The organism is Arthrobacter sp. Y3222053 (assembly GCF_059092805.1).
Genome location: NZ_JBNHIA010000005.1, coordinates 47,390 through 61,189, shown reverse-complemented (window position 1 = coordinate 61,189; position 13,800 = coordinate 47,390). Strand labels below are relative to the sequence as shown.

Sequence of the window (13,800 nt, the reverse complement as noted above, 5' to 3'; positions counted from 1 at the left end):
TCCTTTGCTGCTGATCAGATCTGCTGGTCTACGAAGCGGGCGCCGGTGCTGCCGACGGCGGTGGCGCCGTTGGCCGTATAGGTTGCGCCCCCGGAGGTGGTGCCGGCGAGGGTTTCCTGCGCTGACCGGGCCGCGGCGCGCAGGAACTGCTCATTCATGTCGCGCAGTTCACGGATTTTTGATGTGAGTTCCGTCATGGCCTGCAGGTGGGCAGTGAAGATCTCCGCCCAGGGCCCGGCAGGGGCGGCGTCGGCAAGCTCACGCAGGGTTGCATCTTCACTGACGTGCCATTCACGGGCCAGCGCGGCAACGGTGACGGTACGGCTGAGTTCCGCGGCGCGCAGGCGCTCCAGCACCTGCTCCACCTCGCGGGTGGCGTGCTGCAGCCACCGGCTCCGGCCGGATGTCAGCAGCAGTTGTTCCTCTTCGAGCTTGAAGACGAGGAGTTCCAGCAGTTCGCGCTCTTCCCATAGAAGTGCGGACAACCTCTGGGCAACCATGCCTCGCTCACCTCCCGTTTTCGTGTCGGCAAGCGCTTCCGGTATGAACGTTTTTGCCTTGCCCTGCACTATCGGCCTTCCCACCCCCAATGTTAGTGGTATCTTTTGCGTGTTGCTTCGGAGCGGCGAAGTATAGTAAGGGTCCTTAGGATTCTGCAAAAGGAAGGTCTCAGCTTCCTGTCGCTCGCGGTGCAACAAGTCGTGCTGGGGGACGAGGCGTGGGGGTCCGTTAATTGAATCGTATTGAGCGCAACCAACTGGTTGTCGAAAATCTGCCGCTGGTTGGTTACCTCGTCTCGGAGGTGTGCGCCAAGGCGACTCATCTGTGCCGCGACGACCTGGCGTCGGTCGGTGCCATTGCGCTGATCACCTCTGCCGATTCCTTCAACCCTGATCTGGGCGTTCCGTTCGGCGCTTACGCCCGGCGCCGCATTGTCGGTGCCTTTGCCGATGAGATGCGGGCCAGTGACTGGGCCACCCGTTCGGCGCGGCGCCGTATCAAGGAGACCCTGGCCGTCCGCGAGACGCTTACGGGCGCGCTCGGCCGGACGCCGAGCGTCGACGAGATCGCCGCCGCCATGGGCGTGGACCGCGGAGTCGCGGAGGATGCCCTCGCCGACGCCGCCCGAACCGTGTCCAGCCTGGACGAGGGCGGGATCGACTTCATCGCCTCCGCCCTGCCGTCCCCGGAGGGTTCCGCCCTCGCCGCGGAGGGCCACGGCTACCTGAAGGCCGCCGTGGAGGCACTGCCGGAGAAGATGCGGTACATCGTGGAGCAGGTCTACTTCCACGAGCGCTCCGTCAAGGACCTGGCCGCCGAGCTGGGCGCCACCCACTCCGCCGTGTCGCAGCAGCGCGCCGAGGCGGTGCGCCTGCTCCGCGACGGCTTGGCCGCGCATTACGCCGACGACGACAACGCCGCACCCGAGGTCACCTCCCGGGTGTCCCCGGCGCGGCGGGCGGCCTACCTGGCCGCAATGGCCGAGCGGAGCATCGGCGGCCTGACCCGGCATGCGGCCGCCGCCGGAGGCGGCTACGGGTCGCTGAACCCCGCCTCCTGACGCCGGAAAACCGGGGTGGTCACCGCCCCGCGGAAATTTCTTTGACGGATTGCTAACAGCCGCCGGGCCGGCGCCGATAACACTCGGTGGAGGCCCACGGACGGGCCGCTGCAAGTACCCGAATCACGGAGGAATTTCCCATGGGTTTCACTATCGCCACCAACACCTCGTCGCTGAACGCGATGCGCAACCTCAACCTGAACCAGGCCAACCAGGCAAAGTCGGTGGAGCGCCTGTCCAGCGGCCTGCGCATCAACCGCGCCGCTGACGACGCCGCCGGCTTGGCCATCTCGGAAGGCCTGAAAAACCAGGTCTCCGGGCTGACCCAGGCCGGCCGCAATGCCCAGGACGGCATCAGCCTCATTCAGACTGCTGAAGGTGCGCTGACCGAGGTCCACAACATCCTGAACCGCATGCGTGACCTGACTGTGCAGGCTGCCAATGATACGAACAACACCGAGTCACGTACCGCAATCAAGTCCGAAGTTGACGAACTGAAGTCGGAGCTGGACCGCATCGCCACCTCCACCAACTTCAACGGCATCCAGCTGCTGGGCCCGGGCGCAGGCGAAGGGGAGAATGCAAACCCGCAGGCTGCCACGCTGAAGATTCAGGTAGGCGCAGGCGCCAACGAGACGATCGAGATCACGCAGGCGGACGTCGCCGGCACGCTGGAAACGCTCGCTGAAGGGCTGACCACCCTCGCAACACAGGAAGGCGCTGCCACGGCGACTGCTGCCCTGGACGAGGCCATCAAGACCACTTCCGACCAGCGTGCCGATCTGGGTGCCCAGCAGAACCGCCTGGAGTCCGCCGCACGTTCCATTGCGGTGTCCGTGGAGAACCTCTCGGCCGCCAACTCCCGTATCCGTGACACGGACATGGCACAGGAAATGGGCAACTTCACCAAGTCGCAGATCCTCTCGCAGGCCGCCACCGCCATGCTGGCGCAGGCCAACCAGATGAACTCCGGCGTGATGCAGCTCCTGCAGTAATACGCTCCACGTAGTACCGGCAGGTGAAAAGCTCCGGCGGCGGGAACACTGAATTGGACCTCACACGTCCGCCGCCGGGGCATCCGCCCGCCTAAACTCCGCAGTACCCGAATAACCCGATTTCCCCGCCCCTTCCAGGAGAGCACCCGCATGGCACTCGGCATTGACGGCCTCATCAGCGGCATCGACACCACCGCCATGATCAAGCAGCTCATGGAAATCGAGGCCCGCCCCCAGGTCCAGCTCAAGGACCGGGCCGCAGGCACCCGCACCATGGTCAGCGCCCTGCAGGGGCTGAACACCCGGATCGCGGCCCTCGCCGAGAAGGCCGCCGGCACGGCCAAGCCCGCCGGCACCGACCTCTACACCGCCGTCGTCAGCTCCGACAAGGCCACCGCAGCCGTCACCACCGGCGCCGCCGCAGGATCCCTGGACTTCCAGGTCGCCCAGACCGCCCGCGCCCAGGTCTCCCTCTCCGCCGCGCTGTCCGCCTGGCCCGACGGCGCCGCGCTCTCCATCTCCGCCGCCGGCGACATCACCACCATCGACACCGCCAACAAGTCCCTCGACGAGGTGGTCAGCGAGGTCAACAAGGCCAACCTCGGCGTCGCCGCCGTCAAGATCGCCGCCGGCTCGGTGGACGGCGTCCAGCAGTACCGGATCCAGTTCACCGCGACCAAGACCGGCACTGACGGCGCCTTCGAAGCCAGCCTGGACGGCGCCCCGCTGCAGGAACTGCACGCGGCGCGGGACGCCCGGATCACCCTGTGGGCCGGCACGCCCGCCGCGCAGGACCTCACCTCCTCCACCAACACCTTCACGGCGTTGATGCCCGGAGTCGACCTCACCCTGGCCGCCGACGCCCCGGCCGGCGCCACCGCCACCATGGCCGTAAGCCGGGACGATGCCGCGATCAGCAAGGTCGCCCAGGACCTGGTCGCGTCGCTGGCCGACGCCTTCGACTACATCAACCGCAACAGCGCCGTCACCGTCACCACCACCAACGGCACCACCGGCGCCTCCGGCGGCCTGTTCACCGGCGACTCCGGCGTCCGGGACATCAAGCGCCTCCTGATGGACGCGGCCACCGGCCCGCTGGACGGTGTCTCGCCGTCCGCCATCGGCATCGAACTCACCAAGTACGGGACCGTCGAGTTCAACGCGGAGAAGTTCGCCGAGGCCCTGGCCGCCGATCCGGCCAAGACGCAGGACATGCTGCGCGCCGTCGCGGACCGCGTTGCCGCCGCCGGCACCACGGCCTCCGACAAGTACGACGGCATGCTCACCAAGCGGATCCAGGGCCAGGAATCCACACTGCGGGAACTGACCACCCAGATCGAGGACTGGGACCGGCGCCTGGCCTCCCGGGAATCCACGCTCAAGCTCGTCTGGACCAACCTTGAGGTCAAGCTCAGCCAGCTGCAGAGCCAGCAGGACTGGCTCACCGGCCAGCTGGCCTCGCTCAACAACTCCGGCAGCAAGAAATGACCGTCGTGAACTATGGAATGCAGGCCAAGCGGGCCGAATACCTCAAGCAGTCGGTGCTTTCGGCGTCGCCGGCCCGGCTGCTGACCATGCTCTACGACCGGCTGCTGCTGGACCTTGGGCGCGCAGAGCTCGCACAGCAGGCGGGGGACTGGATCACCGCTTCGGAGAACCTGGTCCACGCCCAGGCGATCATTGCCGAGCTCAGCGGAACCCTGAAGACGGACGCCTGGGACGGCGCCGACAACCTGCAGGCCCTCTACGCCTTCGCGCTCACCACCATGGTGGAAGCCAACATCACCCGCAGCCCCGCCCTGACCCGGCAGTGCATCGACGTGCTCGAGCCGCTGCGCCAGGCCTGGCACGAAGCGTCCGCCCAGCAGCCCGCTGCCGGAGCGGTGACGACGAGCGGCGGTACCCTCGGTGTCGGCTGAACCTATGCCGACCGACGGCGGGACCGCTTCCGACCCGGCCGAGCTTGCCCGCTGGGACGCCGTGCTGACCCAGCTCGAGGACAACCTCGAGGCGTCCCTGGACGGCAGCACCCTCGCCGAGCAGGCCGAGGCGGTGGCCCGCGGCTGGCAGCCGCCACTGGACCTTGGCCCCCTCCCGCCCGAGCTGGCGGCCCGCGCCGTGCGCCTGGCCCAGGCGCAGCAGCGGGCCCTGAAGCATCTGCGCCGCGAAGCGCGCGTGGTGCGCAAGCAAGCCGAACTACTACGCACCGCCGCACCCACGGAGCGCGCCGTCTACCTCGACGTCGCCGGCTGACCGACCGGACAGCCCGCGGGGCGTGCCACGTCCTGTTCGATGCTCAGCAGACTGACTAACGGATACCTGCCCGGAAGTCAAAAAATACCTGCGTCATCTGCTTACCTGCTCGGTTTGCGGGCCGATAATCACGGACGAGCATGGATCGCTCGCTGAACAGGCCACGGATTGGCCGCTTTGTCCCTCTGTGAGAAGCGGGTTGGTTTCTGCTGTGTTCGATTCCGTGTCGTCCCTGGCCCTTCAAAGTGCCCTCAACGGGCTTTCGGCCCGTCAGCGCGCCATTGCGAACAACATCGCCAATGTGAACACGCCCGGCTACCGCGCCCAGCGCGTGAGTTTCGAGGCCGAGCTGGCCAAGTCGGTGCGCGCCGGCGACGGCGTCGTGGCGCCCACCACGGAACGCTCCCTGGAGCCCACCCGCCTCGACGGCAGCAACGTGAACCTCGACACCGAAACGCTCTCCAACATCGACACCGTGCTGCGCTTCCAGTTCGCCTCGCAGGCCGTCGGTGGAGAAGCCAACTCCCTGCGCACCGCCCTAAGGATGCAGTCATGACCTTCGACGCGATCGGCATCGCCGCCACCGGCCTGACCACCCACCGCAAGTGGCTGGACGCCGTCTCCGACAACCTCGCCAACCAGAACAACGTCTCCGCCACCGACGGCGCCGCCTTCCAGGCGCGCTACATCGTCGCCCGCGAGGGCGAGGGAACCAGCGGCGTCCACGTCTCCGGCGTGGAGTACGGCGATCCGGAGGGCCGCATGGTCCACGAACCCAACCATCCGCTCGCGGATGAGGACGGCTACGTGCGCTATCCCGACATCGACATGTCGGAGCAGATGGGCGCCCTCATCATGGCGCAGCGGGGCTACGAGGCCAACGCCGCCGTCGTCGACCGCGCCAAGGCCACCTACGAAGCAGCTCTGCAGATCGGACGCTCCTGATGCCCGTTCCCGCCCTTCCCGCCGTTTCCGGCGTCATGCCCACCGGGTACCTTCAGGACACGTCCGCCCCGGCGCCCGTCACCGACGGCAGCGAGTTCGCCGCTTCCCTCACCGGAGCGGTGGACAACCTTTCGCAGCTGCAGTCCGACTCCAAGACGCTGGCCGTCCAGGCCGTCACCGGCGACCTGGATGACATCCACAACGCCTCGATCGCCTCCGCCCGCACGCAGATGACCCTGGAACTGGTCGCGGCGGTGCGGAACAAGGGAGTTGAGGCCTTCAACGAGATCATGAGGATGCAGGCCTGATGGCATCGCGCATGGGTTCACTGACCACCCGGCTGGGCGAGACCGCCAAAGGCTTCTCCGTCGCGCAGAAGACGATCGCCCTGATCGGCGTGGCCGCGGTGGTGCTCGGGGCGGTCGCCCTGGGCAGCTGGCTCACCCGGCCCGCCTACACGCCGCTGTTCTCCGGGCTGCAGGCCTCGGACGCGAACTCGATCGTCGAGCAGCTGCAGGCCGACGGCGTGCCCTACGAGATCGTCGGCGGCGGCGGCACCATCCTCGTCCCCGAGGAGAACGTCTACGACCAGCGGCTGAAGGCCGCCGGCGCCGGGCTGCCGTCCGCCTCCTCCGGCGGCTACTCGCTGCTGGACGACATGGGCGTGACCTCCTCGGAGTTCCAGCAGAACGTCACCTACAAGCGCGCCCTCGAGGGGGAACTGGCCAGCACCATCGGCGCCCTCAAGGGCGTCCGTGCCGCCAGCGTGCAGCTGGCCCTGCCGGAGGACACCGTCTTCGTCTCCGAGCAGCGGGACCCGACGGCCAGCGTCTTCGTGGAAACCGAGAACGGCGTGAACCTCAGCTCCGACCAGGTCCAGGCGATCGTGCACCTGACCAGCGCCTCGATCGACGGCATGCCGGCCGAGAACGTGGCCGTCATCGATGCCGGGGGCAACGTCCTGTCCGCCGTCGGCGTGGGCGCCAGCGGCACCGGCAACCAGCAGGCCTCCGAATACGAACAGCGCATCGTCGCCTCGGTGCAGGCCATGCTGGACCAGGTGGTCGGGCCCGGGAACGCCACCGTGGCCGTCGCCGCGGACATGAGCTACGAATCCGCGAACCGGGTCGAGGAAACCTTCACCTCGCCGGAGAACACGCCCGCGCTGAACGAGTCCACCACCACCGAGGAGTACGCCGGCGGCGACGGCGGCACGGCGGCAGGAGTGCTGGGCCCCGACAACATCGCGGTGCCCGGCGGCGGGAACGAGGACGGCAGCTACACATCCGAATCCAGCACCCGCAACAACGCCGTCAACAAGGTCACCGAGACCCGGGAGATCCCGGCCGGCGCCCTGGCCCGGCAGACCGTCTCGGTGGCCCTGAACGCCGCCGCCGGCGCGGACCTGAACGTCGCCGACGTGCGCGCCCTGGTGTCCTCGGCCGCGGGCATCAACATTGAACGCGGCGACCAGCTCACCGTGGAAATGCTCAACTTCAACGACGCCGGCGCGCAGGCGGCGCAGGAGGCCCTGGCCGCGGCGGAAGCCGCCGAAGAGGCAGCCCAGCGCGCGGAACTGCTGCGCACCGGGATCCTCGCGGCCGGCATCGTGCTGGCCGTCATCCTCGCCCTGATCGCCTACGCCATGCGTTCACGCCGGCAGAACCGACAGGCCGTCGACCTCGGCGAACTGCCCGAACTGGATCCGCTGGCCCCGGCCACCAACCTGGCGCTCATGGGCAGCACGCCGCCCTCCACCACGGCCATCGAGCCGCCCGTGGACACCGCCGCCCTGCGGGCCCTCACGCCCCCGGACACCGACATCGAACGCAAGCGGGCCGAACTCGACGCGCTGGCCGCGCAGGATCCGGTCCGCACCGCGGACTACCTGCGCAACCTCATGGATGAGACCCGGGTATGAGCGAAACCACCGGAACCACCCTGGCCGAGGCGCCGGCCCGCAACGACGACGCCGCCCCCAAGCTGACCGGCACGCAGAAAGCCGCGCTGGTGCTCATGCAGATGGAGACCGCGCGCGCCGCGACGGTCATGCAGCAGCTGACCGAAGCCGAGGCGCAGGAGATCGCCGCCGAAATCGTGCGGATGCGCCGCGTGGACGCCTCCCTGGCCGAATCCGCCGTCAACGAGTTCTATGACATGACCGTCGAGGGCCGGCTCCGGGCGCACGGAGGCCGCGACGTCGCGATGGGCCTGCTCGAAGCCTCCTTCGGCACCGAACGGGCCAGCGGCGTCATGGACCGCCTCGCCTCCTCCATGGCCGGCAAGTCCTTCGAGTTCCTGGAACGCGCCGAACCTGCCCAGGTCGTGTCGCTGCTGGAGGGCGAACTGCCGCAGACCATTGCCCTGGTCCTGGCGCACATGCGCCCGCAGCGCGCCTCCGCCGTCCTGGGCGGGTTCACCGAGCGGATCCGGACCGACATTGCCCAGTGCATCGCCACCATGTCCCGGGCCACGCCCGAAGCCGTCCGGATCGTGGCCGAAACGCTCAAGGTCCGTGCGACCGCCGTCGGCGCCGCCCGTGACACCGCCGACGCCGTCGGCGGCATCCAGCCGTTGGTGGACATCATCAACCGGGCCGACGCCGCCACCGAGCGGGCCCTGCTGGAATCCCTCGAGGAACGGGACCCCGAGCTGGCGGAGGAAGTGCGCTCGCGCATGCTCACTTTCGCCGACCTGGTCAAGCTGGAGCGCCGCGACGTCCAGCTGGTGCTCCGCGGCATCGACGTCGGCACCCTGGCCCTGGCCATGAAGGGCGCCCCGGAAGCGGTGCTGGAAGCCATCCGGACCAACGTGTCCGAGCGCAACCGGCTCATGCTCGAAGACGAGGTCGCCAACTCCGGTCCGGCCCGCCTGTCGCAGGTCGAGGAGGCCCGCGCCACCATCGTGCGGGTGATCCGCGAGATGGAGGCCCAGGGGGCCATCACCATCCGCCATGCCGACGAGGACGAGTATGTCTACTGACGCCGTCTTCACCCGCCTGGACTACCCGTCGCTGCACCGCGACGAGGACACCGCGCAGGCCCGCGACCGGGCCCGCGCGGCCGGACACGCCGCCGGCTACGCCACCGGGCTGCGTGCGGCCGAGGACGAGACCCGGCGGCTGCGCGCCCGGCTGCAGGCCGAGCATGAGGCCGCCCAGGCCCAGCTGCGCGAGGACTTCGGGCTGGCGGCCGCCGCGCTGGCACAGGCGGCGGACCGGGTACGGTCCCTGGCCGTGCCGCAGGCCCGGCAGCTGCAGGAAGCCGCCGCCGTCGCCGCCCTCGAACTGGCTGAAGCGGTGCTGGGCCGGGAACTTGAAGCCTCCGACGCGTCCGCGCAGGCGGCCCTGCTGCGTGCCCTGGACACCGCCGAACCCGAGCTGATCCAGAGCGTACGGATGCATCCACGGGACCTGGAACTGCTCGGTGCGGCGGCGGAAGGGGCCGGGGTGCGCCTGGTGCCCGACGCCGGCCTCTCCCGCGGCGATGCGGTCGCGGAGTTCCCGGACGGCTACCTTGACGCGACCCTCGGCAGCGCACTGGCCCGTGCCCGCCGCGCCCTGCTGGGAGACGGAGCATGAGCGCCGGCGCCGCGGTGTCCCGGCGCGAACGCCGGCGCAGCGAAACCGCTGCCGCCGCCGAGTCCGGGCCCGTCCGCCCCTCCGTCGACTGGCGGCCCGGCGGCCAGGCCTTTGCGGCAGCGCTGCGGGCCGCGGCCCCGGAGCGGGTGGGCAGGGTCTCCTCCGTGCTGGGCCTGGGAGTCGAGGTCACCGGCCTGGAATGCGGCGTCGGCGAACTGGTCCGGATCGGATCTCCCGACACCGGGGTGGATGCCGAGGTCATGGCCGCTTCCCGTGGCTCCGTCAGCTGCATGCCGTTCGGCCGGCTCACCGGAATCACCGCCGGCACGCCCGTCCACGCGTACGGCTCCAGCCTGCTGGTGCCCACCGGGCCGGGCCTGTTCGGCAGGGTGCTGGATGGATTGGGCCGTCCCATCGACGGCAAGGGGCCCCTGGCGGCCGCGGCACGGGTGCCGCTGGACAACGACACGCCCCCGGCCATGCAGCGCCAGCGCATCACCGAACCGCTGCAGCTCGGGGTGCGGGTGCTGGACACCCTCACCACCGTCGGCCGCGGCCAGCGCATGGGCCTGTTTGCCGGCTCCGGGGTGGGCAAGTCCTCCCTGCTGTCCATGATCGCCCGCGGCACCGACGCGCAGGTCTCCGTGATTGCGCTGGTGGGCGAGCGCGGGCGTGAAGTGCGCGAGTTCCTTGAAGACGACCTCGGGCCGGAGGGGCTGGCCCGCTCCATCGTGGTGGTGTCCACCTCCGATGAACCGGCCCTGATGCGCCTGCGGGCGGCCTTCACCGCCACCCGCATCGCCGAGTCCTTCCGCGACGCGGGCGCCGACGTCGTGCTGATGATGGATTCCCTGACCCGCGTGGCCATGGCCCAGCGGGAGATCGGCCTGTCAGTCGGCGAGCCGCCGGCAACACGCGGATACCCGCCGTCGACCTTCTCGCTGCTTGCCCAGCTGCTCGAGCGCGCCGGCACCGGGGCAGCGGGCTCGGTGACCGGGCTGTACACGGTGCTGGTCGACGGCGACGACCACAACGAACCGATCGCCGACGCCGCCCGCTCCATCCTGGACGGGCACGTCGTTTTGGACCGCAGGCTGTCCATTTCGGGGCATTTCCCCTCGGTGGACGCCCTCGGCTCCATCTCGCGGGTTGCCTCGCGGGTGAACCCGCCGGAACGGACCCGCGCCGCCGCGGCCCTGCGCCGCGTGCTCGCCGCCCGCCGCGGAGCCCAGGACCTGATCGACGTCGGCGCCTACCAGCGCGGATCGAACCGGATGGTGGACGCCGCGGTGGACCACGAAAACGACATCAATGCCTTCCTGCAGCAGGGCATGGATGAACAGACTCCGGCCGACACGGCCTGGACGATGCTGCAGCAACTGACACGGACCTTGGGGGAGGGGTAAGCAATGGCACGTCAATTCCCGCTGGCCGGGCTGCTGCGCGTGCGCCGGCTGCAGGAGGAACAGGCCGCCGGCGGCCTCGCCGCCGCGAACCGGCGGCTGCGCGAGGCCGACGACGCGCGCACCGAAGCGTACGCCGCGCTGCACGACCTGCCCGCCGGCGCCGTCGACCGCGCCACCCTGACGGCGATTGCCGCGGCCCGCGCGTCGGCCCGCAGCATGCTGGCCGAGCTGGGTGCCGTGGAGGAGGCCCGGCGCGCCGAAGCCGACGCCGCACAGGAACAGTACCGGGCAGCGCGCGAACGCGCCGCCGTCCTGGGCAAGCTGGAGGACCGGCACGCCGGGCTGGCCGCCGCCGAGGAGCTGCGCGCCGAGCAGGTGGTGCTGGACGAACTGGCCGGCTCCCGGCACAACAGAGCGGAGGGCTGACCGATGTCCATGCCAGAGGCCCTGGGCCGTATCCAGGAAATCCGCAGCACCCTCGACCAGCTCGCCTCCGCGGCACCGGCCGCCCAGGCCGCGCCGTCGACGTCGTCCGGCTCCGCCGCGTCCTCAGCGGAGTTCGCCGCCGCCCTGGGCGCGCTCTCCGGCGGCACGCCCGCCGCCGGAGCGTCCGCCGCGGGCGGGACAGCCGGGGGCGGGGCAGCGCCGGGACAGGTGCTGGACGCCGTGCAGAAGTACCTCGGCCTGCCCTACATCTGGGGCGGCAACGACCCGTCCGTGGGCCTGGACTGCTCCTCCTTCGTGCAGAACGTCTTCAAGGACCTGGGCTACTCCCTGCCGCGCGTGACCTGGGACCAGATGAACGTGGGCACCAAGGTCGAGTCCATGGCCCAGGCGCAGCCCGGTGACCTGCTCTTCAGCCACGACGGCGGGCACGTCGCCATTTATCTGGGCGGCGGCAAGGCCGTGGACGCGCCCCAGCCGGGGCAGAGCATCCAGATCCGCGACGCCTGGGAAAACGACGGCAACCTGACCACCATCCGCCGCGTGCTGCCTGCAGCCGAGGCGACGGCGGCCCCGGCGGTCACCGATCTGGTGGCCTCGGCGCGGATGGCCCAGGCGGCCCTGCTCGGAGCCGGCGCATGAGCCTGAACGTGGCGGCCCCGCTTCCCCCGGCCGGGCCCGCCGCCCGCCCCCGCACCGCCGGCACGGCCGCCGACACCGGGGACAGCGCGCTGTTCGGCGCGGCGCTGGCCGCCGAGCTTGCAGGCACGGCCGGAACAACCGACGCCGGTTCCGCCCGGAACGCCGACGCCGGCAGCAGCTCCGCGGCCGACGGAGAGCCCGCCGCCGCGGCCCTGCCGGAACCGGTGCCCGGATCCGAGGCTGCCCGGCAGCCGGCAGAGGACCTCCGACCGATGGCCTTCGCGGCCGCACCGGAGGGACCGACCGACGGCGTCGTACCCGGGGCGAGCCTCACGCAGGAGGAACCGACCGGAGACACCGTACCCGGCACGAGCCACGCGCCGGAGGAGCCGGCCGACGCCGGCCTCCGGCATGGCACCGTTGCAGCTGCGGGCCCGACGGCGGCCGCTGCGGCTGCCGGCGCGGTCCCGGCCGCAGCCGGCGGGCCCGCGTCCGGAGCAGCCGCTCCGGGAGTGCCCGTCATGGACCGCATCCAGCTCGACGTGGTCCCCGCTATCGGCCCGGCCGCGGTCCCGGCGGCAGACCCGGAAGCCGCAGCCGTGGCGCCGGAACTGCGCATCACCGACCGCATCCGGCTTGACCTCGCCTCCGCCTCAGCACCCGCCGGAACCGCAGGACGCCGCGACACCCTCCCGACGTCGGCGCTGCCCGCCGCTGCGCCAACCGAGGGCGCTCCGTCCGCATCCGTTGTACCCGTGAGCACCGCCCCGGCGGCCACGGTAGCGGCGTCCGCTGCCGTTGCCGGCGCCACAGTGCCCGGAACGGCGGCTTCGCCGGCAGGTTCCGCCGGTGCGGCGCCGCCCGCCCAGGGCACTCCCGGCGTTGCAGCGACGGACCCCGCCGCCGCGCAGGCCGCACCGGAGCCGCCTGCTGCGCTCCCGCCGACCGCAACTGCGGCGCTTCCCGGCAACGGCCCGGCGCCGTCCGTACAGGCAGCAGCCGCGCCGGCTGCCCCGGCCGCCGCGCCGCCGTCAGCCCAGACGCCGCTGCAGCAGCAGATCGGCCAGCCGATCATCCGCCTCGCCCAGGCCGCACCGGGAGAGCACACGCTCATCCTGAAGCTCGCCCCCGAGAACCTGGGGCCGGTGACCGTGCGGGCGCAGGTGGGGCCGGAAGGGCTGCGGATCGAGCTGTTCGCCCCCAACGAGGCGGGCCGTGAAGCGGTCCGCGCCATCCTCGGCGAGCTTCGCCGCGACCTCGCGGGCACCGGAACAGCCGGGTCCCTCACCCTGTCCCAGCAGGACCGGCCGCCGGGTCAGCCCGGCCAGGACCAGCAGTCCGGAACCCGCGGCTGGGCCGGCGACAGCGACGGGCGGCGGGCCTTCGAGGCCCGCGGCGGCACAGCGGCCGGCGGCGGCCCTGCCCCGGATCCCCGAACCGCCGCTGCCCCCATTTCCCAGCTGCCGGGCCGTGCCGGCATCGATGTCCTGGCCTGAGAAGGAGAATCCCCATGCCCGTTGAAGCAGTCAACGCAGCCACCACGCTGCCGACGCAGCCCTCCCGCGCGCCCAAGCAGGTGATGGACAGCGAGGTCTTCATGCACCTGCTGGTCACGCAGCTGCGCAACCAGGACCCCAGTTCCCCGATGGACACCAACCAGATGATCTCCCAGACCACCCAGCTGGCCATGATGGAGCAGCTCACCACCATGGCCGGGCTGGATGAGGAGAACTTCTCGCTGCAGATGCGCACCTCCGCTGCCGCCCTGATCGACCAGGAAATCAGCTACCTCAACGCCGACGGCGTCGAAGTCACCGGCACCGCCCGGTCCGTCTCCTTCGCCGGGCCCGTACCCACCGTCAACGTCGACGGCGTCGACGTTCCGCTCGATGCCGTCACCGGCATCAACAAGGACACCACCCAGGACGCAGACGCGTCCGCCACCGCCTGACCCACTTCAGCCACCAGAAAGGC

At 70.7% G+C, this 13,800-nt stretch carries 17 protein-coding genes; 16 read left to right on the top strand and 1 reads right to left on the bottom strand.

Annotated elements, in window-relative coordinates; genetic code table 11:
• Positions 1–14 precede the first annotated feature (14 nt).
• Positions 15–569, bottom strand: a complete 555-nt coding sequence (locus AC5RUW_RS13205; RefSeq protein ID WP_494161122.1) for a flagellar protein FlgN — start codon at positions 567–569, stop codon at positions 15–17.
• Positions 570–733: 164 nt separating this feature from the next.
• Between AC5RUW_RS13205 and AC5RUW_RS13200 the strand changes: the two genes are divergently transcribed.
• The 16 genes from AC5RUW_RS13200 to AC5RUW_RS13125 all read left to right on the top strand — a co-directional run bounded on the left by AC5RUW_RS13200 (position 734) and on the right by AC5RUW_RS13125 (position 13,777).
• Positions 734–1,561, top strand: a complete 828-nt coding sequence (locus tag AC5RUW_RS13200) for a sigma-70 family RNA polymerase sigma factor (protein ID WP_494161121.1) — start codon at positions 734–736, stop codon at positions 1,559–1,561.
• 140 nt (positions 1,562–1,701) lie between these two features.
• Entirely contained in the window at positions 1,702–2,556 is an 855-nt protein-coding gene (locus AC5RUW_RS13195; RefSeq protein ID WP_494161120.1) for a flagellin N-terminal helical domain-containing protein, read from the top strand.
• A 150-nt stretch (positions 2,557–2,706) separates the two neighbouring features.
• Positions 2,707–4,044 (top strand): flagellar filament capping protein FliD, encoded by a 1,338-nt coding sequence (gene fliD / locus AC5RUW_RS13190; RefSeq protein ID WP_494161119.1) that lies wholly within the window; start codon positions 2,707–2,709, stop codon positions 4,042–4,044.
• Complete coding sequence (fliS, locus tag AC5RUW_RS13185) at positions 4,041–4,475, top strand: flagellar export chaperone FliS (protein WP_494161118.1); 435 nt, start codon at positions 4,041–4,043, stop codon at positions 4,473–4,475. Before fliD ends, fliS begins: the two co-directional genes overlap by 4 nt.
• A 4-nt stretch (positions 4,476–4,479) precedes the next feature.
• Positions 4,480–4,809: a hypothetical protein gene (locus AC5RUW_RS13180; protein WP_494008308.1), complete on the top strand. Its 330-nt coding sequence runs from the start codon at positions 4,480–4,482 to the stop codon at positions 4,807–4,809.
• A 211-nt stretch (positions 4,810–5,020) separates the two neighbouring features.
• The gene (flgB, locus tag AC5RUW_RS13175) at positions 5,021–5,365 is read left to right on the top strand and encodes a flagellar basal body rod protein FlgB (protein WP_494008309.1); all 345 of its coding nucleotides are present in this window, start codon (positions 5,021–5,023) and stop codon (positions 5,363–5,365) included.
• Positions 5,362–5,754, top strand: coding sequence for a flagellar basal body rod protein FlgC (locus AC5RUW_RS13170; protein WP_494008310.1), 393 nt, complete (start codon positions 5,362–5,364; stop codon positions 5,752–5,754). Before flgB ends, AC5RUW_RS13170 begins: the two co-directional genes overlap by 4 nt.
• Positions 5,754–6,062: a flagellar hook-basal body complex protein FliE gene (gene fliE / locus AC5RUW_RS13165; RefSeq protein WP_494008311.1), complete on the top strand. Its 309-nt coding sequence runs from the start codon at positions 5,754–5,756 to the stop codon at positions 6,060–6,062. Before AC5RUW_RS13170 ends, fliE begins: the two co-directional genes overlap by 1 nt.
• The gene (fliF, locus tag AC5RUW_RS13160; protein WP_494008312.1) at positions 6,062–7,675 is read left to right on the top strand and encodes a flagellar basal-body MS-ring/collar protein FliF; all 1,614 of its coding nucleotides are present in this window, start codon (positions 6,062–6,064) and stop codon (positions 7,673–7,675) included. The genes fliE and fliF overlap by 1 nt, the downstream gene beginning before the upstream one ends.
• Positions 7,676–7,770: 95 nt before the next feature.
• Positions 7,771–8,736, top strand: coding sequence for a flagellar motor switch protein FliG (fliG, locus tag AC5RUW_RS13155; RefSeq protein ID WP_494161295.1), 966 nt, complete (start codon positions 7,771–7,773; stop codon positions 8,734–8,736).
• Positions 8,726–9,334 carry a FliH/SctL family protein gene (locus AC5RUW_RS13150; RefSeq protein WP_494161117.1) on the top strand — a complete coding sequence of 203 codons (609 nt, stop codon included), beginning with the start codon at positions 8,726–8,728 and terminating at the stop codon, positions 9,332–9,334. The genes fliG and AC5RUW_RS13150 overlap by 11 nt, the downstream gene beginning before the upstream one ends.
• Entirely contained in the window at positions 9,331–10,740 is a 1,410-nt protein-coding gene (locus AC5RUW_RS13145; RefSeq protein WP_494161116.1) for a FliI/YscN family ATPase, read from the top strand. Before AC5RUW_RS13150 ends, AC5RUW_RS13145 begins: the two co-directional genes overlap by 4 nt.
• Before the next feature lie 3 nt (positions 10,741–10,743).
• Positions 10,744–11,166, top strand: a complete 423-nt coding sequence (locus AC5RUW_RS13140) for a flagellar FliJ family protein (protein ID WP_494161115.1) — start codon at positions 10,744–10,746, stop codon at positions 11,164–11,166.
• A 3-nt stretch (positions 11,167–11,169) separates the two neighbouring features.
• Complete coding sequence (locus AC5RUW_RS13135; RefSeq protein WP_494161114.1) at positions 11,170–11,826, top strand: C40 family peptidase; 657 nt, start codon at positions 11,170–11,172, stop codon at positions 11,824–11,826.
• Complete coding sequence (locus AC5RUW_RS13130) at positions 11,823–13,322, top strand: flagellar hook-length control protein FliK (protein ID WP_494161113.1); 1,500 nt, start codon at positions 11,823–11,825, stop codon at positions 13,320–13,322. Before AC5RUW_RS13135 ends, AC5RUW_RS13130 begins: the two co-directional genes overlap by 4 nt.
• 14 nt (positions 13,323–13,336) lie before the next feature.
• Positions 13,337–13,777: a flagellar hook assembly protein FlgD gene (locus AC5RUW_RS13125; protein WP_494161112.1), complete on the top strand. Its 441-nt coding sequence runs from the start codon at positions 13,337–13,339 to the stop codon at positions 13,775–13,777.
• Positions 13,778–13,800 lie beyond the last annotated feature (23 nt).